23 protein-coding genes are annotated in these 21,184 nt (G+C 35.2%); 7 read left to right on the top strand and 16 right to left on the bottom strand.

Going from position 1 to position 21,184, the window contains the following annotated elements:
* Window positions 1–10: 10 nt before the first annotated feature.
* The 6 genes from NSS81_RS24045 to rpmG all read right to left on the bottom strand — a co-directional run bounded on the left by NSS81_RS24045 (window position 11) and on the right by rpmG (window position 5,354).
* Window positions 11–202 (bottom strand): hypothetical protein, encoded by a 192-nt coding sequence (locus tag NSS81_RS24045; protein WP_342431126.1) that lies wholly within the window; start codon window positions 200–202, stop codon window positions 11–13.
* 311 nt (window positions 203–513) lie between these two features.
* A complete protein-coding gene (locus NSS81_RS24040) occupies window positions 514–1,503 on the bottom strand; it encodes a tyrosine-type recombinase/integrase (RefSeq protein ID WP_342431125.1) in 990 nt (329 codons plus the stop codon).
* Window positions 1,504–1,774: 271 nt separating this feature from the next.
* Entirely contained in the window at window positions 1,775–2,971 is a 1,197-nt protein-coding gene (locus tag NSS81_RS24035) for a hypothetical protein (RefSeq protein ID WP_342431124.1), read from the bottom strand.
* Window positions 2,972–3,447: 476 nt separating this feature from the next.
* Window positions 3,448–3,744 carry an AbrB/MazE/SpoVT family DNA-binding domain-containing protein gene (locus tag NSS81_RS24030; protein WP_342431123.1) on the bottom strand — a complete coding sequence of 99 codons (297 nt, stop codon included), beginning with the start codon at window positions 3,742–3,744 and terminating at the stop codon, window positions 3,448–3,450.
* Window positions 3,745–3,883: 139 nt separating this feature from the next.
* Complete coding sequence (locus NSS81_RS24025; protein ID WP_342431122.1) at window positions 3,884–5,086, bottom strand: GTP-binding protein; 1,203 nt, start codon at window positions 5,084–5,086, stop codon at window positions 3,884–3,886.
* 118 nt (window positions 5,087–5,204) lie between these two features.
* On the bottom strand, window positions 5,205–5,354 hold the full coding sequence (gene rpmG, locus NSS81_RS24020; RefSeq protein ID WP_034674496.1) for a 50S ribosomal protein L33: 150 nt from the start codon (window positions 5,352–5,354) through the stop codon (window positions 5,205–5,207).
* Window positions 5,355–5,586: 232 nt separating this feature from the next.
* Between rpmG and NSS81_RS24015 the strand changes: the two genes are divergently transcribed.
* The 3 genes from NSS81_RS24015 to NSS81_RS24005 all read left to right on the top strand — a co-directional run bounded on the left by NSS81_RS24015 (window position 5,587) and on the right by NSS81_RS24005 (window position 8,673).
* Complete coding sequence (locus tag NSS81_RS24015; protein WP_342431121.1) at window positions 5,587–6,594, top strand: metal ABC transporter substrate-binding protein; 1,008 nt, start codon at window positions 5,587–5,589, stop codon at window positions 6,592–6,594.
* A 138-nt stretch (window positions 6,595–6,732) separates the two neighbouring features.
* A complete protein-coding gene (locus tag NSS81_RS24010; RefSeq protein WP_342431120.1) occupies window positions 6,733–7,731 on the top strand; it encodes a permease in 999 nt (332 codons plus the stop codon).
* Between the two features lie 12 nt (window positions 7,732–7,743).
* The gene (locus tag NSS81_RS24005) at window positions 7,744–8,673 is read left to right on the top strand and encodes a TIGR03943 family protein (RefSeq protein ID WP_342431119.1); all 930 of its coding nucleotides are present in this window, start codon (window positions 7,744–7,746) and stop codon (window positions 8,671–8,673) included.
* Here the strand turns inward: NSS81_RS24005 and NSS81_RS24000 are convergent.
* Both NSS81_RS24000 and NSS81_RS23995 read right to left on the bottom strand, forming a co-directional pair.
* The gene (locus NSS81_RS24000) at window positions 8,654–8,845 is read right to left on the bottom strand and encodes a hypothetical protein (protein ID WP_342431118.1); all 192 of its coding nucleotides are present in this window, start codon (window positions 8,843–8,845) and stop codon (window positions 8,654–8,656) included. The two genes, NSS81_RS24005 and NSS81_RS24000, sit on opposite strands and share 20 nt — an antisense overlap.
* A 655-nt stretch (window positions 8,846–9,500) precedes the next feature.
* Complete coding sequence (locus tag NSS81_RS23995) at window positions 9,501–11,408, bottom strand: 3'-5' exonuclease (RefSeq protein ID WP_342434138.1); 1,908 nt, start codon at window positions 11,406–11,408, stop codon at window positions 9,501–9,503.
* Window positions 11,409–11,643: 235 nt separating this feature from the next.
* Here NSS81_RS23995 and NSS81_RS23990 point away from each other — a divergent pair, with 235 nt between their 5' ends.
* The gene (locus NSS81_RS23990; protein WP_342431117.1) at window positions 11,644–12,030 is read left to right on the top strand and encodes an ABC transporter ATP-binding protein; all 387 of its coding nucleotides are present in this window, start codon (window positions 11,644–11,646) and stop codon (window positions 12,028–12,030) included.
* Window positions 12,031–12,230: 200 nt separating this feature from the next.
* On the opposite strand, the gene NSS81_RS23985 is transcribed toward NSS81_RS23990, so the two are convergent.
* The 7 genes from NSS81_RS23985 to NSS81_RS23955 all read right to left on the bottom strand — a co-directional run bounded on the left by NSS81_RS23985 (window position 12,231) and on the right by NSS81_RS23955 (window position 18,175).
* Window positions 12,231–14,657 carry a DEAD/DEAH box helicase family protein gene (locus NSS81_RS23985; protein ID WP_342434137.1) on the bottom strand — a complete coding sequence of 809 codons (2,427 nt, stop codon included), beginning with the start codon at window positions 14,655–14,657 and terminating at the stop codon, window positions 12,231–12,233.
* Window positions 14,650–14,976, bottom strand: a complete 327-nt coding sequence (locus tag NSS81_RS23980) for a nucleoside triphosphate pyrophosphohydrolase (protein ID WP_342431116.1) — start codon at window positions 14,974–14,976, stop codon at window positions 14,650–14,652. The genes NSS81_RS23985 and NSS81_RS23980 overlap by 8 nt, the downstream gene beginning before the upstream one ends.
* 466 nt (window positions 14,977–15,442) lie before the next feature.
* Window positions 15,443–16,279: a hypothetical protein gene (locus tag NSS81_RS23975; RefSeq protein ID WP_342431115.1), complete on the bottom strand. Its 837-nt coding sequence runs from the start codon at window positions 16,277–16,279 to the stop codon at window positions 15,443–15,445.
* 300 nt (window positions 16,280–16,579) lie between these two features.
* Complete coding sequence (locus NSS81_RS23970; RefSeq protein ID WP_342431114.1) at window positions 16,580–16,798, bottom strand: DUF3231 family protein; 219 nt, start codon at window positions 16,796–16,798, stop codon at window positions 16,580–16,582.
* 109 nt (window positions 16,799–16,907) lie between these two features.
* A complete protein-coding gene (locus tag NSS81_RS23965; RefSeq protein ID WP_342431113.1) occupies window positions 16,908–17,246 on the bottom strand; it encodes a hypothetical protein in 339 nt (112 codons plus the stop codon).
* A gap of 256 nt (window positions 17,247–17,502) precedes the next feature.
* Entirely contained in the window at window positions 17,503–17,856 is a 354-nt protein-coding gene (locus tag NSS81_RS23960) for a hypothetical protein (protein ID WP_342431112.1), read from the bottom strand.
* 148 nt (window positions 17,857–18,004) lie between these two features.
* Complete coding sequence (locus tag NSS81_RS23955; RefSeq protein WP_342431111.1) at window positions 18,005–18,175, bottom strand: hypothetical protein; 171 nt, start codon at window positions 18,173–18,175, stop codon at window positions 18,005–18,007.
* A gap of 483 nt (window positions 18,176–18,658) precedes the next feature.
* On the opposite strand from NSS81_RS23955, the gene NSS81_RS23950 reads away from it, so the two are divergent.
* The 3 genes from NSS81_RS23950 to NSS81_RS23940 all read left to right on the top strand — a co-directional run bounded on the left by NSS81_RS23950 (window position 18,659) and on the right by NSS81_RS23940 (window position 20,209).
* Window positions 18,659–19,120, top strand: coding sequence for a hypothetical protein (locus NSS81_RS23950; RefSeq protein ID WP_342431110.1), 462 nt, complete (start codon window positions 18,659–18,661; stop codon window positions 19,118–19,120).
* A gap of 563 nt (window positions 19,121–19,683) precedes the next feature.
* Window positions 19,684–19,863, top strand: a complete 180-nt coding sequence (locus tag NSS81_RS23945) for a hypothetical protein (protein ID WP_342431109.1) — start codon at window positions 19,684–19,686, stop codon at window positions 19,861–19,863.
* Complete coding sequence (locus NSS81_RS23940; protein WP_342431108.1) at window positions 19,847–20,209, top strand: hypothetical protein; 363 nt, start codon at window positions 19,847–19,849, stop codon at window positions 20,207–20,209. Before NSS81_RS23945 ends, NSS81_RS23940 begins: the two co-directional genes overlap by 17 nt.
* 153 nt (window positions 20,210–20,362) lie before the next feature.
* On the opposite strand, the gene NSS81_RS23935 is transcribed toward NSS81_RS23940, so the two are convergent.
* Window positions 20,363–21,097, bottom strand: a complete 735-nt coding sequence (locus NSS81_RS23935) for a hypothetical protein (protein WP_342431107.1) — start codon at window positions 21,095–21,097, stop codon at window positions 20,363–20,365.
* Between the last annotated feature and the right edge of the window lie 87 nt (window positions 21,098–21,184).

The following is a 21,184-nucleotide window of genomic DNA, read 5'->3' as shown; positions in this document are numbered from 1 at the left end:
TATAAGCCAGTTATTTGTTTGCTTTCATTACTCCAGGTACAAAATCATTTCTACACCATCTTACAAATGTTCCAGAATGACGAAGGTACGTTTTTGCAGTTTTCTCTTCAAGTAAACCTTCTTTCATTTTAAGATTAACTTCTTGTTCATAAGTTTGATACAGTTCTTCTAATTGCTTAATAAATTCCTGTGATGCTCTCACTACTATTACAACTCCCTTTACTTTTTAGCCTACTATAATGGAAATGTAAAATTTATGTAAGTAATGGAGTGGTGTGAATCAGTGGTGTGTTTAAAGGTGTAATTTCAAAATATAAGGAAATGCGAATACCCTTGTTAATCATTCGCTACCCGTTTGTTTAGGTGTATTCTTTTACACTCTCACTCCACAATAATCCTGAGGCTGCGTTAAGCTGCCCATTAATTTATGTGAAATACTTTACAAAGTCATCTACGGGTCTAAACTAGAGGATGTTTATTTGCGCAGTATATGTCAAATAGACAGCAATATACTTACTGAATCAAATACTTTTTATGCTGCTCTCGCTTTCGCTCATGAGTAATCTTTGCATACCTAAGTGTCGTATCTGGTGAACTATGTCCTAAGAGCTCTTGAATAGCGACCAATTCAGCACCATTATTTAATGTTAATGTTGCAAACGTATGTCTTAAAACATGAGGACTAACCTTGTCTTCTAGACCCACTTTCTTAGCTATTATTCCTATTTCTCTTTGAATTCCTCGCTTAGATAATCTTCTATAAGGTTTTCTCTCTGTAATCATTAAGGCTTTACATTCATCTTCACGTTGTTTTAAGTATTTATTTAAATGATACATTGCTCTAATTGAAAAATAGACTTCCCTTTGTTTATCACCTTTACCTATAACTAATGTGCTCATGTTTTGTTGATAAATATCAGCTCTATTTAATCCATGAACTTCAGATAAACGACAACCAGTTGCATACAATACTTCAAGAAAGGCACGTTGTCTAACTGTTTCACATGCTTCTCTTAACATTTCCAATTCTTCGATAGATAAAGCTTTAGGAAGACGATATTCATCTTTTGGAGCTTTTAATTTTGTAGTTGGATCACGTTTAATATATTCTTCCGAAGCTAACCAACTAAAAAAACTCTTTAAAATAGATAGCTTCTTTCTAATTGTGCTCATTTTTAAGTTCCCATCTTGACTTAGGTACATTCGGACATCTGCTGTTGCAATGTCCTCGGCCTTCTTCTTTACGATATCAGCAAACATACTTAGTTCTAGGAGATAGTTGTCTAGAGTAATAGAACTTAAGCCTTCTAGTCTTTTGGCCGAAAGGAACAACTGTATTTTATTCTCAAGATCAGGATGTACCTCTCCTAATTTAACTTTTTGAATATAATACTCTGATAGAACAGTAGATAATTTATTCTTTGTGGTTTCCACTTCGATATTTGGATATAACTCTATTAACGCTACCACTAAATCTGATAATATTTGCTCACCTAAGTTCATAAAATTCGACCCTCCTTAGTTTTTATTTGTAAACTAAGGATTACCTATTCAAATGCCAAAAATACATTAGAAGTATAGGTTGGTTTCGTATCTTGCTAGGGGTTTTTTCTTTATGCAAGAAAAAAGACAATTATGCTAAGCATAATCGCCTCTTAATGATTACGGTATTAACATTAAGGTTGTACTGTGCAGCAAATGGCCTTGTTTTAGATTTCCTTCTAGATTTAAAGCTTTAATAATTTCGTTGTCCATATCAAACATAAAGCAATTGTTATTGCACTTCTGTCGTTCCAATGTATATGTTCTCTTTATCAAAAATGAGTTCGATTGGCTGATTATATAGTTTGTTTACTGTGTTAATGTTTTCAACGAAAGGTCGGATGTAATCGTTCTGCTTTTCTATAAATATAAGTTGTTTCATAGTCTGCTCTGTTCTCTTTGAACCTTTCTTTTCTAGTCCTTTGCTGTTTATAATTAAGACCATGCCCAATAATGATTTCTTAAAGTCTCGTTCCATTGCTAAATTATCTCCTACACCTCTGCTAGCGCTTGTCAATCCCTTAAACAGTATGGACTGTATTGAGGACTGAGCATATCCTTCAATTTGGTCATAGCACTTAGTGTAGAGTTCACGATACTTAAGTGAATAATCTTCTATTTTTTTAGAGATACCATCAAGATATGCTGACATAAAGTTTTCTAAAAGAATTACTTCAAGGAACGAAGAAAAGGAATACAAATATAAAGCAAGTTGGTAGTCATTAAACTCAGACAGAATTTTTTCAAGTTGCTTTTTTACCCATTTATCCGAATGAAAAAAAGGCTTCTTACTTATTATATTAGTTATCCGCACTCTGTAAAAATCAATTTTTCTTTCTGCCTCCTGCTTAATACCCAGGACTTTATTATAATTGTTATTTCTATATGTGTCGTTGTTCCAGTTGTATTTATAATTATTTAGAACATCCTCCAAAAAATTGAGATCACCTTTAAGATTGGACCTCTCTTTTTGTACAAGAAAATCAAGGATTTCTTGCTGCATTTCTTGGATGTTGTCGAGTTTTTTATCAATGGTCGCTAGAGTCGCAGCCATAAACAGCATTGTTGGATTGCAGACAAGAGGATTCAACACGGCCTGTCCGCCACCTACTGCACCGTTTTTCTTCAAAACGCTTCCTAAGTATCCAGAACCATTTTTAAATTCTGCTAGGTGTGCACCTTTTGGAATCGTTACTTGATATAATCCTCTTGTAGCTCCACCTCCATTTATGACATTTCGAAACGCCGCTGTCAAAGGCTCAAAGGCAGTCCCGAGGGTTTTAACTCGCGATAGAGGCAGCTTTGTGTATTTAGCCACACAGATCTGTTCTTCTATAATGGCAGGGTAAAATTCAACATCTGTCATTGCTTTTACAATTTCGCTTTTCCGCTCAGCGATTTCGTTAGTTATTTCAAATTTATCTGACATATCATACTCTCATTCCTATTTCTTAATGTTCCGCAATTTATTCTATACCTTATGATTATTAAACTCGCTCCATCACAAGGAGTAAGCTCTGTTTCTCCATTATATAAACCTTTGTTAAGAATCCCATTCCACCGATTAATATAATCTTTTACAGATTTCTCTCTCAAATGGGATAATTCATTCTTAGAAAATCCCCAAATTCCCTACCATATCCCTCCCTCACTATTATTTTCTAATATATCTATTCCCTATCATCATCTTCTTTTCCTTTTCAAAGGGAGCAGAAAAATCATTAATGAAGAATTTAATGCGCAGTAAAAAATCAAATCTGAAAGACGACCACTCTAAAAGTGATCGTCTCTAGATATTTAATTTATTAACAGTATCGTTGTACTGCGCAGCAAACTTTTATTTGTTAGTTCTCTTTTTGAACATAAGCACCCAGTTAGTTTAAGTACAATTCTTCACAAGCTCATTCAACCTGTTAAATTAGGGATAAGACATAGCCGTTTTTCCTTTTCATCGATAGTAATAGTAAAAACTGAATCCGTGTCGATATTACTTAATCTTCTAATTTCTGCCGGTATATGGATTGTTCCTTTTTGATTATAAGTACACTTATTTTCTTTTTCAAATCCTGCTTTAGTTGTTAATACTATTTTATTACCATCTATAAATACATTGATAATATCTCCTACTTCAATATCAAGTATTTTAGTAAGAGTTTTAGGAATGTACAATTGTCCAGTTTTTCTTAATTTTACTTTATTCAATTCAATCCCTACCTAAAAATGTTTGGATTATAATACAAAAGCTAGATGTAGGCATTTATTTATCCTTAATAAAATTGAAAGGGGGGTCTCCAAAATAAAATGAATGAGTCTACATTAATATATTGTCGGCTCGTTCATTTTATTTAGCAGCTGTAGTAATATTCCATACGAAGGGATCAACCATTTCATTCCAATTTTGCATCATCTCTTCTTCTGTCAATAAACAGCGATCTAAAGAATTTTTCACAACTTCTTTATCCATGTGAATTCCGATCACAACGATTTCATTTTTCCGATCTCCAAACTTTTCATCCCAATCTTCTTTTAATGTCGGGTCTTCATCAAAATATTGGCCTTGTTGCTCTGGGGACAAGGATGCGACCCAATAAGATACCGGGTCTAATTGCACCGATGGACCTGCTTGCGAAAATAATAAAGCTAAGTCATTCCTGGTTGCGCACCATACGATTCCTTTTGCCCTCACAATTTCTTCTGGCATTTCTTCCACCCAGCGATTGAATCTTTCAGAATGAAATGGGACCGAACTTCTATAAACGAAAGAGCTGATACCATACTCTTCAGTTTCAGGAGTATGCTCAGGCGCTTCCAATTCTTTAACCCAACCAGCAGATTCGCTTGCGGCTTCAAAATTAAACAAACCTGTATTTAAAATCTCTGGCGGGCGAACCTTCCCCTTAATTGAACGATGAAATTTCGCTGTAGGCTGTAACTTTCTTAAAAAAACCTCCAGCTGAATTAATTGTTCCTCTTCAAGCAAATCGCATTTATTAAGGATCAAGACATCACAAAACTCAATTTGGTCTATTAATAAGTCCGCAACCGTTCTTTCATCCTCTTCACCTACTGCCTGGTTTCTTTCCAGAAGGAAATCTCCTGAGGCAAAGTCATGCCAAAATCTGTTTGCATCAACAACTGTAACCATTGTATCGAGTTTACAATGTTCTGTAAGATCAATCCCCAACTCTTCATCTATGTAAGAAAAAGTTTGTGCAACGGGTACTGGTTCACTTATACCTGTTGATTCAATCACAATATAATCTATATTTCCAATCTCGACAAGTCGTTCCACTTCTTTTAAAAGGTCTTCTCTTAATGTACAGCAAATACACCCATTTGATAGTTCCACAAGCTTTTCTTCCGTTCTATTTAACCCTCCTCCCTGTTTTACCAATTCTGCATCCACATTAATTTCACTCATGTCATTGACAATAACTGCAACTCTTAATCCATCTCGGTTTTGAAGAATATGGTTTAGTAAAGTGGTCTTCCCTGCTCCTAAATAGCCGCTTATAACAGTTACCGGAATTCTTGTGTCTTTCATGATAATTCTCCCTTCCCTTATTTACAAATAATAACCATTACGATTTATACTTTATACATATTTTAATTAGCTTGAAATTACTCAGGTATTAAAAGACATTTATAACTATGCTATTTTCTTACTTTGTTTCTCGGTGTATCGTATAGCGTTTCAACCGAGGAGAATACTTCTTTAGTTCGAGTCTTTCCGGATCATTCCGCTTGTTCTTTGTTGTAATATAATTTCTGTCGCCAGTTTCTGTACATTGCAAAGTAATTTTTACACGCATATTTCTTTCCTCCTTAAATTTTCTTTTTCAAATCAAAATGATTACGATTTGCACTTTATCCTAATTTTATTTTAATGTCAAGCGGTAGAACTGTAACTTCTTGATTAAAAAAATAAATCGAAATGATTCCTAAATTCATTTACAAACGCATAGATTTATTTTAGAATGTAAAACGTAACGATTTCGTTTTATCGCATTCTATAAAATTTTTATATATAAAAGGAGTAATTCTATGAAAATTTCTACACTTATGTCTACCTCTGTTCTAACTTTAAGCCTTTTGTTAACAGGTTGTGGATCCAAAGAGGTTGTAAAAACCGGAGAAAATAAAGAAAAAAACTCTCTAACAGTCTATACCACCATTTATCCGCTTGAAGATTTCACTAAAAAAATTGGCGGAAGTTACGTCGAAGTAAAAAGTATTTATCCTCCAAATGTAGATGCCCATTCCTTTGAGCCTTCTACTAAAGACATGATTACACTTGCCAATTCAGATTTATTTATCTATACAGGAGTTGGAATTGAAGGGTTTGCTGAAAAAGCAACAGAAGCTTTGGAAAAAGAGGATGTACAAGTTTTAAAAGCCGCAGATGGAATCAATCTCATTGAATCCACTGATGATAATCATCATGATGATGAAGAAGGACATTCTGATGAAAATGAAGGTGAACACACAGAATCGGAAAACCATGAAGGCGAAGAACATAACCATGGTGACGTAGATCCCCACGTATGGTTAGATCCTGTCCTCTCTATCGCTCTAGCAAATAACATTAAAAACTCTTTGAGTAAATTAATACCAGAACACGCAGCAGAGTTTGAAACCAATTTTAAACAGCTAAAAAGCGAGCTCGAAAAACTGGATCAGGAATTTAAAACAACCATCGAGAGTTCAAAAACGAAGAATTTATTAGTTTCTCATGATGCTTATGGATATTGGGAAAAGCGATATGGCATTGAAACGATTGCCATATCAGGTTTATCACCCACACAAGAACCAACTCAGAAAGAACTGCAAGCAATCATTGAAGAGTCTACAGAACATAACATTCATTATGTGATTTTCGAGCAGAATGTTTCACCAAAGGTAGCAAAAATCATCCAAGAAGAATTAGGAGCAAAGTCTCTTAGTCTCCATAATCTAGAGGCAATAACAGAAGAAAACATTAAACAAAAAGATGATTACTTCAGCATCATGCGAAAGAATTTAGAAACGATAAAGAAAGTTTTAAATGACTAACAACATACTGACTAACCAATCCCGGCCATTTTTGCGGCTGGGATTCCCTTTAAATAGATCTATCAAAAGGTATATTTTTAAAAATTTTTTCATACTCTATTAAATGTACAAACTATTTAATAGAAACTGGAGGTATTTATGTATCGCATTGTTCGTAATAATATCATAGAACTTACGGGTATTATGATCATTGTTTTAGCACTTTTACTGCTTTCATTTAGTACTAGCTTTAAACTTTCATTCGATTTACCTCCGTCTCTATTAAATCTAAACACGATATTTCTAAGTATTTTAATAGAGGCACTGCCATTTGTTCTAATAGGAGTCCTCATCGCGGGTGTGATTCAAATATTTGTCACCGAAGAACATATTCAACGCTGGATTCCCAAAAATAAGGTGTTAGCTATAATCATGAGTTGTATAATTGGTGCCCTCTTTCCTGCATGTGAATGTGGTATAGTTCCTATCGTCCGTCGTCTTGTTGGGAAAGGAGTACCCATCCACGCTGCCATCGGTTTTATGCTGACAGGTCCGCTCATTAATCCCATTGTGATTGCCTCTACTTATATGGCATTTGGGAACGATTTTAAGATTGCGGGATTAAGAATGGGGTTAGGTTTTTTTGTCGCTTTAATGGTTGCATTGGTTGTTAGCATTATTTTTAGAGGAAATCAATTAAAAACTCCTATCCATACAAGATCTTCACACACTCTCTCTAAAAAAGAATCTCTTTCAACAAGATTTTGGTCCATGTTAACCCATTCCATTGATGAGTTTTTTGATATGGGTAAGTACCTCGTTATGGGAGCTTTTTTAGCTGCATTTGTACAAACCTATCTACCGGCAAAAACTCTCTTGGAAGCTGGCAGCGGACCGATATCGTCACTATCGCTCATGATGGGATTAGCTTACGTTTTATCACTTTGTTCTGAAGCAGATGCGTTTATTGGTGCTTCCTTCAGCAATATTTTTCCAACTTCAGCCATACTAGGATTCTTAATCTTTGGTCCAATGATGGATTTAAAAAATACCCTTATGATGTTGAGCGTATTTCGAGTGAAGTTTGTTTTCGGTGTGCTCGCTTTAATCATTTCGATTATCTTTATGACGATCATGCTTGCGCAAAGCTTTATTTAAGGGGGAAAAGTCGTGAGATTCCATTTTCAGCAGGCTGTCAGAGCGTTTATTTTACTAGCTTTTTCAGTCATGCTTTTTAAGCTTCATTTTACTGGCGAAATGACGAAGTTTATTAATCCAAAATATGAGGGTTTAAGTCAGTCTGCTTCTGTATTATTTCTAATTTTGTTTATTATCCAAACGACAAGAGTATGGACCGTTAAGGAAAACAGCCAGCATCACCATTGTCATCACGGTGCACACGACCATAACTGTAATCACGACCATGGAGATTCCCCTTTTAGTACAAAAAAATTAATCGCTTATCTTGTTATTGTTTTTCCTTTGATCACGGGGTTCCTGCTCCCATCAAAGGTTCTCGACGCATCTATTGCTGATAAAAAAGGTGGGCTGGCCGTACTATCAAATCAGAGGGCAGAGAAGAAACAAGAGGAGGAGGCTGTACCTAACAATAATCAACAGGAAGATCCTGTTATTAATGAGGATCTTGTAGACCTTTCGCGTATAGAAGACAACGTTTATACAAACGAACAATACGAACAATTAATACAGCAATTAGAACAAAGTTCAACTATTGAGATGAAAGATCATGTTTTTTCTACCTATTATGAAGAAATGCATATGGACCTCGATAAATTTAAAGGTAGAGAAATCAATTTAAAAGGATTTGTTTATAAAGAAGATGGGCTTGAAAAAAACCAGCTTGTACTAGCAAGATTTTTGATAACACATTGTGTAGCAGATGCTGGCATTGTTGGATTTATATCAGAGTTACCAGAAGCATCGTCAATAGAAGTAAATACCTGGATTGAAGCGAAAGGCGTTTTGGATACCACGAATTATAATGGTACCAAATTTCCGATCATAAAAATTACCAACTGGAAAGTAATTGATGAACCTAAAGAACCATATCTCTATCCAATCAGCGTGAAAGTCCTGTAGAAAAAATAGCCTTAGTTCTTATTGAACTAAGGCTATTAATACTGACGATATACATAAGGATCGTCTGGTGTAGAAATGGTAGTATACCTTCTTTCATTTTACGATTTACTTCTTGTTCATAAGTTTGATACAGTTCTTCTAATTGCTTAATAAATTCCTGTGATGCCCTCACTATTACAACTCCCTTTACTTTTTAGCCTATTATAATGGAGATGTAAAATTTATGTAAGTAATGGAGTGGTGTGACTATGTGGTGTGTTTAAAGGTGTAATTTCAAAAAATAAGGAAAGGCGAATACCCTTGTTAATCATTCGCTACCCATTTGTTTAGGTGTATTCCTTTACACTCTCACTCCACAATAATCCTGAGGCTGCGTTAAACTGTTCATTAATTTAAGTGAAATACTTTACATAGTCCTCTAAACTAGAGGATGTTTATTGCGCAGTATTTAGTCTACTACGTAATACAAGAGTTACCCTAAAATCAGTCCCGTCGCAAGGCTGGTCTTGTTTAATCAAATTTTTTACCATTCTTGATACTCCAGACTATAGATTTATTCCTCCTATTACCAGTAAGATTGCGGTGGTAAACGTCTTGTCATTCTTTGGTACACATCATGTCATTTAGTGGTAAATACATTGTAAGAAGTGGTACATTTCAATGGCTTTAATCACGTAATTTTTATCTCTAGTTAGCAAGTGGTAAATTTATTAGGGTTTATCAATTTATCAAAATTGACTAATGCTGTTTACAGGGATGAAGTTTTCACACTAAGCAGGTAGAGAAAATGCCTATACCGAAAAAGTATAGGCTTCTAAAATGATAATTCAATTAATTTTCTCAATACCAGGTTTAGCTTGTTTTCTCTCTTGGAGAATCAAATCTAGATAGTGTGTAAATTCAGATTCCCCTGAGTATGAAAGGCATAGGTATTCCTTTGCCCTAGTCATCCCTATGTACAGCAATGAAACTTCTCTTTCCTTATTCTCCTCGAGAGGAAATGGCATGGAGTCCACATTAACGATAAATACCGCACGGAAATCCAATCCCTTACTGCTATCAATGGTACTAATTTTAACTTTACCATCATCTTTTGCATAGGAGCGTTTTGAAACGTCGTTCTCCGTGATCCAAAAATAAGGTAATCCTTCATCCTTCAATGAGCGCTGAATAATATCAATAATAGGATATCTATGAGTACGTTTAACACGGTAAAGTAATAAGATGTCCTCTAACGGGACTTTTTTCTCCGTATGTAAATTCTTTATGGAGCGGGCAACAATTCTCATTTCCTCAAAGAAATTAGCTGCCTTAACAATGCCAGGCTCTGGACCTCTCCGTTTCGTGCTCTGTGGTGCAATAATCTCACCTTCTAGTTCACGATTGACCACTTTATTTTTAAACATGGAATGCTTGCGGTAAAATTCCCATGCAAACTTTACAATTTGCTGGGTGTTCCGATAGTTGATGGACAGAACCTTTGATCTACCTTGAAAACTTAAGCCCGTATCTTGCAAATAGGAACGCTTCCGCTGATAAATCGTCTGAGCACGATCTTCTACTAATAATAGTGATTGTGTATCTGCATTAATCAGTAAACTAACTAAACGGAGCCAGTCAGCTTCGAAATCTTGACCTTCATCGATCAAAACAGCGTCATATGTAGGTAGAATCGCTTCATTTCTTTCTAGTTTTTCTATGATATCTGGAAGCTGCTGCTCCCTTATCCTTAAATCATTCTTTAACCAGGAGTGAAAATTCCTCACAATGATATTCTCATTTTTCACAGTCATAGCATTTGGATCAAAATCAAATAAATCCTCTGGCTCATTGAGCATATGATGAATCATTTGATGGATCGCATTTGAAAGAGAAATATTGTAACAGAGAATGAGAATCTTCCAGTCTGGATTTTGTTTTGATAACATCTTTGCTCGACTTGCTAATATAATCGTTTTGCCACTACCAGCAACTCCACGTATTAAGCGGTTTTTATCCCCTATCTGTTTAGCTAAATTCTCCTGGTGTAGATCCATCGTTTTAATATCATGCAAGGATAACAGAAGCTGGTCCTGATAAGGTACAGGTGGTTTGAATTCAGCACTAATCCGTACCTCCGGAAATAAGTGATAACGGATAGCATTGATGTCCTCTATCGATAACGATTCCTTTAAACGGAATGGAACCACAAACATATTGAGGATCTTTTCCATTAATACTTCTTCTGAAAATCCCTCTTTTTCTGGGTCAATTTCATCCCTTGTTAAACTAAGATTAGGTTCAATAACTGAATATAAGCCATCTTTGATAAAATCCCTTGAATTCATTCTCGTAAATACAACTCCATGGCCATAAGGGAACTTTAATTGAAATTTATATTTCCCGTCTAATTGAATCAGACTTTTATCTTTTTTCAATGTGTCAACCACATGAAACATGTTATCTCTTGCCTGCTTCATCGGACTTTTTATGACCGCTTGATCTCCTGAAGTAGCCACAATATGCCATTCATCATGATTAATTTGAAAAAGTGTATTCTTCGTATAGTCCTTTACCTCTAATACGACAATGCCAAGGTCTGGACCAATAATCACAAAATCAGGTCTTCTTCCTTGAATATCAGGTTCAAAATAAACAATGTAATCATCTGGTAAATAGGTCTTAAGCGTTCGAAAAAACAGCCTCTCCCCTGTTGTCGCAGATGATCGAATGGTCTCGGGAATCGTAATTGCCATAACAACCGCTCCAAATTTTGCAATTTTCTCCATTATACTACAAATAGGCTATTCCACCCATAATATTACAAAATACTTCTAATTATTAAAGAATTAATCGGTTCTTTTGACTACTTTCTACCAAAGTTAACAAAAGTCTCCCAAAAGTATTGTGTTTTACATTATATTAATTTATTAATAGTAGTATAGGAAAATATGACCAGCTGGAAATTTGTTAGGACTCACAGAAAGTGAAGTGAATGAATTGTTAAAAGGAATAATAGATAAGTTTTTTAAATCAAATCAACCTACTAGTGCTCCTCAAAATCAATCGATCAGCCAAGCAGACGTGGAAGCATTAGTTGATGCAAGGCTCAAAGAACATGCTTCTACCTTACCACCGACCAGTCAAGAGGGAGATACTAGTAAACCTCAAGTTGACGATGAAGATTATTTTTTAACAGCAAAACAAATAGAATATGCCCTCACCCTGCTTGAGAAAGTGAAGAATGATTTCGAGCTAGCTCTCGATCCAGCTAAACTAACTGTTAAAGATTTAAATAGGTTAATAGCTTTTAATCGATATAAGAATAAGGGTACACTTGTTAACCTTGTTAAAAAGGGCGTATTGCGGAAGAAGTAAATTATTTTACAAGGCAAGAAAAGTCCCCGTTCGTAATATAAGGTTACCCAGATTTTTCTGGTTGACCTTTTTTCATATGGTCTTATGATTACGGTAGTCGGGGTAGAACGTCGCCCCCGTGGGATTTAATCCCGTCAGCTAAACTGTTCACCCCCTACTTGTATAAACATGTTTCAGGCTGGTTGGGACAACGATCCCGTTTAGTTATTCTGGGGACTTTTCGCTTTCCGCTCAAAATGATAATGTAGCCGATATTCACATATTTCTTTCGTCCAATTGAAAAGGATTTCTTCGTCTTCTTTAGCAACCTCGAAAGTCAAGGTAAATACATCATTTTCATAGGATACTAATCCTTTAGAACTGCCACTCCATTTACTCATCGGCATATTAGCGATTAGTTTACTTACGCCTTTTTCATCATAATCCCATAACTTTTTTGCACCTTTATCGGAAAAATCAATTCTTTTCCGATGTACCTTCTCCATTAGATAATGATGGAAAAATAGTGCTACCTCCTTTGATGAAATAGGTTTATTCCAATTAGACATGCCACGTTCCAGCATAGCCAATAATACAACCATTTTATAGCTTTTGGCCATGCCTGTTTTTTCTTCTTCCACAAGCCATTTTTCATATCGTTCAAAAACTTCTACTTCACGATATGATAGTTCCTCTGCCCATTTAAGAAACCCAAAAAAGGATTGAAACTCCTGCTTATACTGGGGAGAGACCGATGCACCCTTTAAATGCAATTCTAAATAAGTGGGTCTTCTTCCAATTTCTTTTTTCAAATCCATGTAATCATTGAACAGCTTCTCACGTCTAGGCTGTCTCTTCCGGAACATTTCTTTGAATAGATCAATGACATTTACATCCAAATTGACTTCGCAGAAATTTGGCAATGTCGGTTGGATATTTTTAGTTTTTCCTACGCTTGGTTCCGTATTGAATAAGCTTAATTTAATATCGGCATTTCGATAGTTACCAATTAAATCAATAATTACACAATTTTCTTTACCTGGATGTAAACGAAGCCCGCGCCCTATTTGCTGGGTGAAAACAGTCAAGGATTCTGTCGGTCGGACAAATAATAATGTATCAATAACTGGGATATCCACCCCTTCATTAAAAAGGTCCACGGTGAAAATGATATCAATCTCACCACTAGTAAGCTGGGAAATTACCTCTTTTCTACTTACACCTGCCTGAGAGTGGAGGCTAACCGTGTGATAACCATGGGTATTAAAATAGTGAGATAAAAAGTTTGCTTGTCGAATAGAAGAACAAAACCCTAATGTTCTCGTTTGTTTTTTATCCTCCCAAGCTTGAAGTACCTTTTGAGCCAATTCCTCTCTTAGCTGTGCCTGAAGTAATTCCTCTTCATCATAGCGATTTCCCAGCCAGGTGATCTGACTATAATCTGTATCATCGTATACCCCAAAGTATGTAAATGGTGCCAGCCATTTTCGGTTAATCGCCTCTAAGAAATCTAATCTATAGGCGACGTTCCCTTCACAAATCGCATAAACATCCTTGTTATCATTACGATCAGGCGTAGCCGTAATCCCTAATAAAAAGCGTGGTTGAAAATAATTGAGTGCCCGCTGGTAGGAAACAGCTGCAGCATGATGGAATTCATCCACAATGATTAAATCAAATTCATCCGGGCGAAATTGCTCAAGATGCTTTTTAATACTAAGTGTATAAATCGATGCAAAAACGGCATCAGCCTGACTCTCTTTATATTTCCCATTGTAAATACCATATTGTTTATCAGGCATAATTCTCTTAAACGAGTCTCTTGCTTGATAGAGAATTTCTTCCCGATGAGCAATGAAGAGTATCTTTTTAAAATTTTGCGCAAAAAATCCAGCCAAATATGTTTTACCTAGACCGGTAGCCATAACGACAAGGGCTTTATTATACTCTTCTTCCAGTGTTTTATTTAACTCTTCCAGCGCTTCAATCTGTGCATATCTAGGTAATATTTCTCCATATGAGACCGGTGGATCCAGCACTATGTCTGGCTGTTCTTGGATTTCCTTCTTTGTTGGAAGCATTAAATCTAATTCCTCCAGCTCAGTCCATTTACCTGATAAATTAGGATGTTTCCGTTGATACTCATCATAATTTTTTCGATATTCCTCAAGTGTTTCCTTATTCAACGGGACGGTTTGATCAGAATAAAAGATAGTTAGAAATTCCGTTAGGGCTTCATCAAAGACTTCCTTTTCGTCACTAACAGCTACATTCCATTCCACCCCGTGATTTAAAGCCGACCTCGAAAGATTCGATGAACCTACAAACAGAACATCATGTTCATTGGTTTGAAATAGGTAGGCCTTTGGATGAAAGGAGACACCATTGCTTTTCCAAATTCGAATGCTAATTCGTTCATCGATGGAAAGCAACTCTTCTAAAGCCTCCGGTTGAGTGATGTACAAATAATCGCCCGTGCATATTTTTATATCTGCACCATTTTCGGCTGCCGTTTTTAATGCTTCTTTTAAGTACCTAACACCCGACTTCATGACAAAGGAAGATAGTACACAAATAGTGAATGCTCCTTCCATCTTCTTTAACAAATGATTTCCGAGATTCCTGGTAATCAGTTGAACCTTACTCATCTTCAACATCTATTAAAAATATTTTCTGTTTAAATCCACCACGCTTTTCTGCCTTTTTTTGCCGTACTTCTTCTACCTTTTCAATAGATGCACCATGACATTCAGCAAGCGCATGGATTATTTCCAACAGATCTGCTAGCTCCTCAATTGCATCATTATCATTCTCAGTGTTTATGTATTCTTCAAGTTCTTCGAAGCTTTTATTTTTTAGTTCTTTTATGTATTCTTCATTCTCTAATATCCTTGTAGAGAATTGTTTTCCCGTACTTTCAATTACTTCTGGTATTCGATCGCGGACTAGTTTGTTATAAATAGGCATTATTAGTTACCTCCATAATGAATATAGTCTTATTATAGCGAATACATAGGTATATTTGTTAATTTCACCTACTCAATTTTGGCCAATAGTAAATGTATTGACAATTTTTATCATTTGAGAAAACAATAAAAAACCTCCTACATTATTAGAGTAGAAGGTGAGACATAATATTATGAACGCAGAACTTTATTACTAGATGAAGAGATATTTTGCAAGTATTGCATTTACAAATTTGTACTAGTACCGAATAAGGCCAAGCAAAAGGACCAATACGGTTTTGAAGACCGGGGAGGACACCAGTACCCCATTCAGCCCCTACCAAATGTTGATATATCAATGTTTATCCGCACCACTCCGACGGTTTTTCACCTAACATTCGTACGGTCTATACGTCAGTTCACACGGTTTATTTTACCACAATAAAATAATAAATTGAATATAACCCTTAAATTTTTCCGACCATTTTTTATTTTTTGATAATGTTTATGCTTTGGTGATTTTCTATTATTTTTAAAGCGTCTTGATATGATTTTGTTTCTATGAGATTGACGAAGATGTTTCCCTTTTTAAATTCTTCTATGTTTTTAAATGTTACTAGAATGGGTATTTTGCCTCCGTTGGTTTTTACCATGTTGTTTAAATGTTCAATCCCCTTTAATACAACAGGAGCAATGTCGTAAACGTATTTTTCATATAGATGTTTAATGAACATCTTAGAAATTTCAACGTGAATGTCTAATGATATAAAATTAGGCATTTTTTCAATATCCTCTTTGACATGTTTCCATGCTTTGAATTGCAATAATGCTTCTTTTGTGGCAAAAATACCGTTAGGTCCTGAAATACTTTGTTTAATAATTGATAAAGGAAAACCATAATGTAAAGCGTAATTTCTCATTAATGCCATGAACCGATAAGAAACATGTCCATCATAAAATTCATTTGTATTTTTTTGAAACTCTTTTAGTTTTTCTTTACCGAAGTGTTTTTTGTTGTATTTTTCGCCATAATCGATAAACATTGATAAAGAAGATAAATAGTTTATTAGTAAACGATTCGCTTCCAAACCTATTGAATCATCATTATCTTTTTCTAATTGTTCTTTTATTTTAGTGGAGTAAGTTAAATACTCTTTTCCATTCCTATCAAGTAGATTATATACATTCGTCATAGCGTTTAATTTATTGATTTCACTTAACCTTGTATTGTGATCGTCGTATTCTTCTTTTGTTATATGTTTTTCTATAGTTAATTGGTGTTCTCCTTTTTTGATAAATTCACTGTACCCGTATCCGTAAATCATTTGTTCTTGTCACCTCCTAATTTCCCCTAATTATACAATAAGTAGTAATTTTAGGTTCATCTGAATTGTTATTTTTTAAATAGAAGGGCGAGCTAACCCACTTTTTGCTTTCTTTTGGTTCTTCTTGACTAGCTAATTGATTTAAGCTGCTAGACCCTCTCGGATGGAGTGGCGGATATCCTTTGTAAATAAAGTGCTCATGGACTAAATATGCCCTTCAACCATTGTTGTTAATACATTTATAGTGAAAAAGCTCTTTTATTTATGCTGCTGCGTGTGTAAGTGATGGAAAAAGACAAACTATTTCATAGTATCTTTTTTGTTGGTAAATTGGTCGTTATCTTTTGTTGTAGGTGGCTGTTCCATCCACACATTACTAATCATTAGGTCGGCTCCATCTTTAGTATATTGAGAGATTTCAAATGATAAGCGTTCATAATATAAACTAAGGTCACTTCTTTGACTCGCAACTGTTACGGCTGCATAATTTCCTGTTCCTCCTGCACTCATAAAGCTCATGTGAAACCACTCTACTTGTAGTTATCAGGCTAATGCAGATATGTAACTAATCACCCAAAAATGGTGGTTTTTAGTCTAATCTAGTATAATGTATCTTTTTAGCCAATACTTAATAGGGGGGCTTTATGGGGGAAGAAAAAGATATCAATGAAAATTCTTCTACAGGTGTTGATAGACGGTTATTCATCTTTTCTTCCTCTGCCCAATAAGCAGGTCTTTCATCTAAGAAACGATTAATTTCTTGGAATGTTGCGCCAGCCATATATAAGCGTTGGATAGATTCAAGGTCTGCGAATGCTCTGGCAGATAAAGTTCCCATGTACTGCTTACGAATATAAGACAACCCAAGTCCCTCTGCTAGAGCCTTTACGAACTCAGTTGTTTTTACCTTACGAGCAAACACCTTAGCTTTCTTTGCTGCTGTGGTATCGTAAGCAAATATCGGCATTGTTTTCTCTAAGCACGGTAAAAGCTTGAGAATGCATCTTTAATTCTTCCGTGAAGTTCAATTGCTCTTAATCCCTGTACATATCCAGATTCACCCTTGCGTTTAACACAGAACTGGACGGACTCACAGTCAACTTCATGACCATTCAGTGTATAATCAAGAGCATTAAGTATTTCACGTACTCTGATAACAATTAGGAGATTTATGGAAAGATTCCATATAAATCTCTGCTAATTCTGGTATCCTCGATAATATATCATTTAAAGTAACCGAAAAACCTTCTTCTAAATTTGTTTTTAGAAGATCCTAAGTCATTATAAAATTGGGCAGCAGGATAAGCATCATTACTGACATCCCCTTTAATCGTCGGGGTCCAGTTCAAGTTTTCCTTCGAAAGAAACTTTACCTTTTCCATAGTGTTTAAATAATATCTCTCTAAATTGAGCTCATTTCGTAAAAATTTCGAAGCAATTGTAGGTGCTCCACGCATGATCATATTTTGTACAATACGGATAATATTTGTGTATGGTGTTACTATCTGATAGCTAGGTAGGTTAGTAATAATAAAATTTACATTGGTGTAGCAATAACTCGCTGTGAATTTCTTCATGTCATTTTTGATCTCCTATATTGTAACTATTCATATATCTATTATAGGATTAAAGTCTGACATTAAGGAAGGATTATTCTTCCACCTATTTTCTTTAAAAAATTACTGCTCCTCTGTACCTTTGGTTAACAAAAAAATCCCCTTTACTCTAGTGAACTAGGGGATTTCCTGCCTTCTCTTCAAAGTAATAATGTAGACGGTATATACCTATTTCTTTTATCCAGTTGAAAAGAATCTCTTCGTCTTCTTTCTCAACTTCAAAGATTAACTTAAGTGTATCATTTTCGAATGACAGTAATCCTTTTAAGCTACCACTCAATTTATTTTATCAACTGTCAGACAGCTTTTTCTTCGGATGTTGTTCTTCGGTTTGCAACCCTATAAAAAAAGAAAGCCAGGTCAGATGAATTCATCCAACCTGGCTTAAATATCTTTAAATTGCTTTGAATACAATATATCCAATTTAGCTTTAGTACTTCAGGGCCCAAGCAGTTTTGAAGTTTGCTAGCATCTGTTTTTCTAGTATCTTCATGTACCCTCAAGTCTTGATAAATCAAGCTTTCTTGCTTCCTAGTGTTTTCTTGTGATTTGTAATTTTAAAAATTAGGGCACCAAGCAAGGCACCTGATTGCCCACCGAATTTTATTCTACTTTGCAGTTTCAAAAACTATGTTCATCTATAAAAAACTACATTTAGGAATTTTAAGCACAAGTAGAATATCAGAAAATCACTTGTATCTCATAACAGCAATAATTGCCAGATTTTGATATAATCAAGTTAAATATGGAGAGGAGTGCTGGTATGGTGAGTGATAAACCCCTAAAAGAAACGGATATTGGCAACATTGCAAAAGTTGATCGGAAGTATTACTTAATAAATAAAGAAAAGCAAACATTAATTAAAATCCCTAAAAAGGTACTTAATGCTTTGCTTAAAATGAACACATCTGAAAAAGGTGGTCTGGCAGCAGATTCCCTTGCAATGGCAATCGCTTATCGCAGATCTAAAGGGATTATTAATGAACTCAATTCATGGATTTCTGAAGGGGGACAAAAGTCTAGCAAATACCCAATTTGTGAAGCAAATAAAATGTTTACTAAATTCTTGTCATCTATTTTAAACTCCCAATTATTAGATGGTTATTTTACTTACGAAGAAGTAAGTGAGTTAGAATTATTTTTTGCCAAATGCCCACATGGCTATGAACCTTACAACCAAGGTTTAATAGCAGCACATCACGAGTTTAAACCAGTTCTAACATAAAAAGCTTCAATATACAGGCTTTCTTTATATATTTATTTAAAAACCATTATTTCTACTAATTGAGTTGTACTCACGTTAATTGATTTGCTTAGTAAAACAATGTATTTCTCACCAGCCTTTTGGGGGAGGTTTGGGGGAGGTTATCAGAAGGAAATTCTAACAAAGTGGACAGATGCTACTAATTACATTGGGAAGCCCACAGTTAATGCTGATGGCTTTTTTTGTTACGTTCGTTTTCTCCAACAGTCTTTAACTACTTTCCTTCCAACATTCCACATATTAGGGCACCAAAACATGGCACCATTTATCCCAATTAACAATGTTTTTTCTTATATTAACCTTCCTTCTTTTTCTGTAATGAAAATCATATTGAAGAGATAGAAATTAGAAAAAAATCAACAGGTAGCTAAGGACGGTGGTTAAAAGGATCAGCAGAAATACCTCACTCTATTGGACAGGAGTGGGTTGAGTCAGTAGTAATAAAAAACTACCAAAATATGTATCTGTTATTGTGAGAATTGTTATACAATAGGGGTAACTCACATTTTAAAGGAGGATCTGCTATGAAAAAATTCCTGATTGTCATCCTAGCCCTTTCCCTCATAGGGTGTCAGAGCAAAACTTCCGTAGAGAAGCCCAAAGAAAAAACGGTAGAAGATAAACTTGTGGAACAGACACAACCGCTGGCAGATTATTCGAAACAAATTATGCCACCAGGAACGATTAATGAAAGAAATCAATGAATTCAACCTTATGTTGAAGCTTAATGCAGCTTCTCCCAATGCGTTTTCAGTCCAATTTTGGACCGATCTGGATACTTCTTTATCGGAAATCAGAGATTTGACGAATGATATACTGGGACTGCAGGATGAAATTGGAGAGAATAAAGAGGTAGTGGAATCTTATTCACTCTTCTTAAAAGGAGTAAAAGAATGGAAATACATAGCGGATAACTATTATCGGGAACTGACAAATCAAGCTACACAACCTTCTATTGATGCGAGTTTGAGAGCAACAGACTACTTTAATCAAGCGGAAACCTATTTTAAAGAGGCCTCCCAAGAGGCATTGACCATAAAAGAAGAATGAAGAAAAAAAGCAGTGAATTTGACATTGTAAAACGCATATACTAAAAAGGCAAAACTCGCCTCAAAAATTGGGCTAGTTTCTTTATGCTGAAATCCAGCTCTTCTCTTACTAAAACCCCCATTAGTTTAACTGCGGTTGTGGTTATAACGGATTTTATTGTGGGGATATAAATACGGTTATACGCATATTTTGATCGCTTAGTTTTTCAAGATCATTAATGAGTCCGTGGGGATTTGTAATATGCGAATTCTTGTCATAAACAAAACAAACTAAATGACTATATTCTGGGTGTTGCTTATACCTTTCAAAATCAATTATCAATTGTTCACCGATCTGCTTATCGGATAAGCCCCTGTTTGTCATTTTCGTCTCAATAACTACTCCATGTTGAGGTAAGAGAAAATCTACTCTTGAATTACCTCCAGCATAACTTGGTACATAATCCTCGGGTCTGATGTCATCAACAAACAGCTTTAATATAGCTAACATTGCATCTTGCATATCATACTCATCATTGATTGTTATTGTTGGACGATTGGAACGCCGACGTTTAATGTTAACATCGAATTTGTTAAAGTTATTGCATAACTTTTCGATAATGGGCATTATATCAGTTTTTTGTGGTACAGGCGGGTTCTGTTCAAACGCCTTTAGGATTGATATAAGGGGATGATATTTATCATCTCCAAAACCATTTGCATTTTCAGCTATTTTACGAAATCGTATTGTATCAGGATCGTTAGGGAAGTTGGATTCTACAAATCGTGTGGCAAGAGCGAGCCAATTCTGGTATGCTTCGCCAGAATAGTAACCGCTACCGTAACCTCCTGATTTATAATTCTGTTTTGCAACTTTTTCTCCCAAAGCAATAAGTTCTGAAATATTCATGATTCAAGCTCCTAACAGTAGTTTTTTTCTCTAACATTAAAATACCATATTATGGGCTAATATGTGAGATGCAATGCCTATAACTTA

It is taken from the genome of Neobacillus sp. FSL H8-0543, assembly GCF_038592905.1.
Taxonomy (GTDB): Bacteria; Bacillota; Bacilli; order Bacillales; family Cytobacillaceae; genus Neobacillus.
Note: the sequence above shows the minus strand (reverse complement) of the source record. Positions and strands in the feature narration are given on the sequence as shown.

Bases quoted from the DNA above. Each gene is read 5' to 3' on its own strand.
- NSS81_RS24040 (WP_342431125.1), bottom strand. From the start codon at position 1,503: ATGAACTTAGGTGAGCAAATATTATCAGATTTAGTGGTAGCGTTAATA.
- NSS81_RS24035 (WP_342431124.1), bottom strand. From the start codon at position 2,971: ATGTCAGATAAATTTGAAATAACTAACGAAATCGCTGAGCGGAAAAGC.
- NSS81_RS24025 (WP_342431122.1), bottom strand. From the start codon at position 5,086: ATGAAAGACACAAGAATTCCGGTAACTGTTATAAGCGGCTATTTAGGA.
- rpmG (WP_034674496.1), bottom strand. From the start codon at position 5,354: ATGCGTGTAAAAATTACTTTGCAATGTACAGAAACTGGCGACAGAAAT.
- NSS81_RS24015 (WP_342431121.1), top strand. From the start codon at position 5,587: ATGAAAATTTCTACACTTATGTCTACCTCTGTTCTAACTTTAAGCCTT.
- NSS81_RS24010 (WP_342431120.1), top strand. From the start codon at position 6,733: ATGTATCGCATTGTTCGTAATAATATCATAGAACTTACGGGTATTATG.
- NSS81_RS23995 (WP_342434138.1), bottom strand. From the start codon at position 11,408: ATGGCAATTACGATTCCCGAGACCATTCGATCATCTGCGACAACAGGG.
- NSS81_RS23985 (WP_342434137.1), bottom strand. From the start codon at position 14,657: ATGAGTAAGGTTCAACTGATTACCAGGAATCTCGGAAATCATTTGTTA.
- NSS81_RS23980 (WP_342431116.1), bottom strand. From the start codon at position 14,976: ATGCCTATTTATAACAAACTAGTCCGCGATCGAATACCAGAAGTAATT.
- NSS81_RS23975 (WP_342431115.1), bottom strand. From the start codon at position 16,279: ATGATTTACGGATACGGGTACAGTGAATTTATCAAAAAAGGAGAACAC.
- NSS81_RS23970 (WP_342431114.1), bottom strand. From the start codon at position 16,798: ATGAGCTTTATGAGTGCAGGAGGAACAGGAAATTATGCAGCCGTAACA.
- NSS81_RS23965 (WP_342431113.1), bottom strand. From the start codon at position 17,246: ATGCCGATATTTGCTTACGATACCACAGCAGCAAAGAAAGCTAAGGTG.
- NSS81_RS23960 (WP_342431112.1), bottom strand. From the start codon at position 17,856: ATGAAGAAATTCACAGCGAGTTATTGCTACACCAATGTAAATTTTATT.
- NSS81_RS23950 (WP_342431110.1), top strand. From the start codon at position 18,659: ATGGTGAGTGATAAACCCCTAAAAGAAACGGATATTGGCAACATTGCA.
- NSS81_RS23945 (WP_342431109.1), top strand. From the start codon at position 19,684: ATGAAAAAATTCCTGATTGTCATCCTAGCCCTTTCCCTCATAGGGTGT.
- NSS81_RS23940 (WP_342431108.1), top strand. From the start codon at position 19,847: ATGAAAGAAATCAATGAATTCAACCTTATGTTGAAGCTTAATGCAGCT.
- NSS81_RS23935 (WP_342431107.1), bottom strand. From the start codon at position 21,097: ATGAATATTTCAGAACTTATTGCTTTGGGAGAAAAAGTTGCAAAACAG.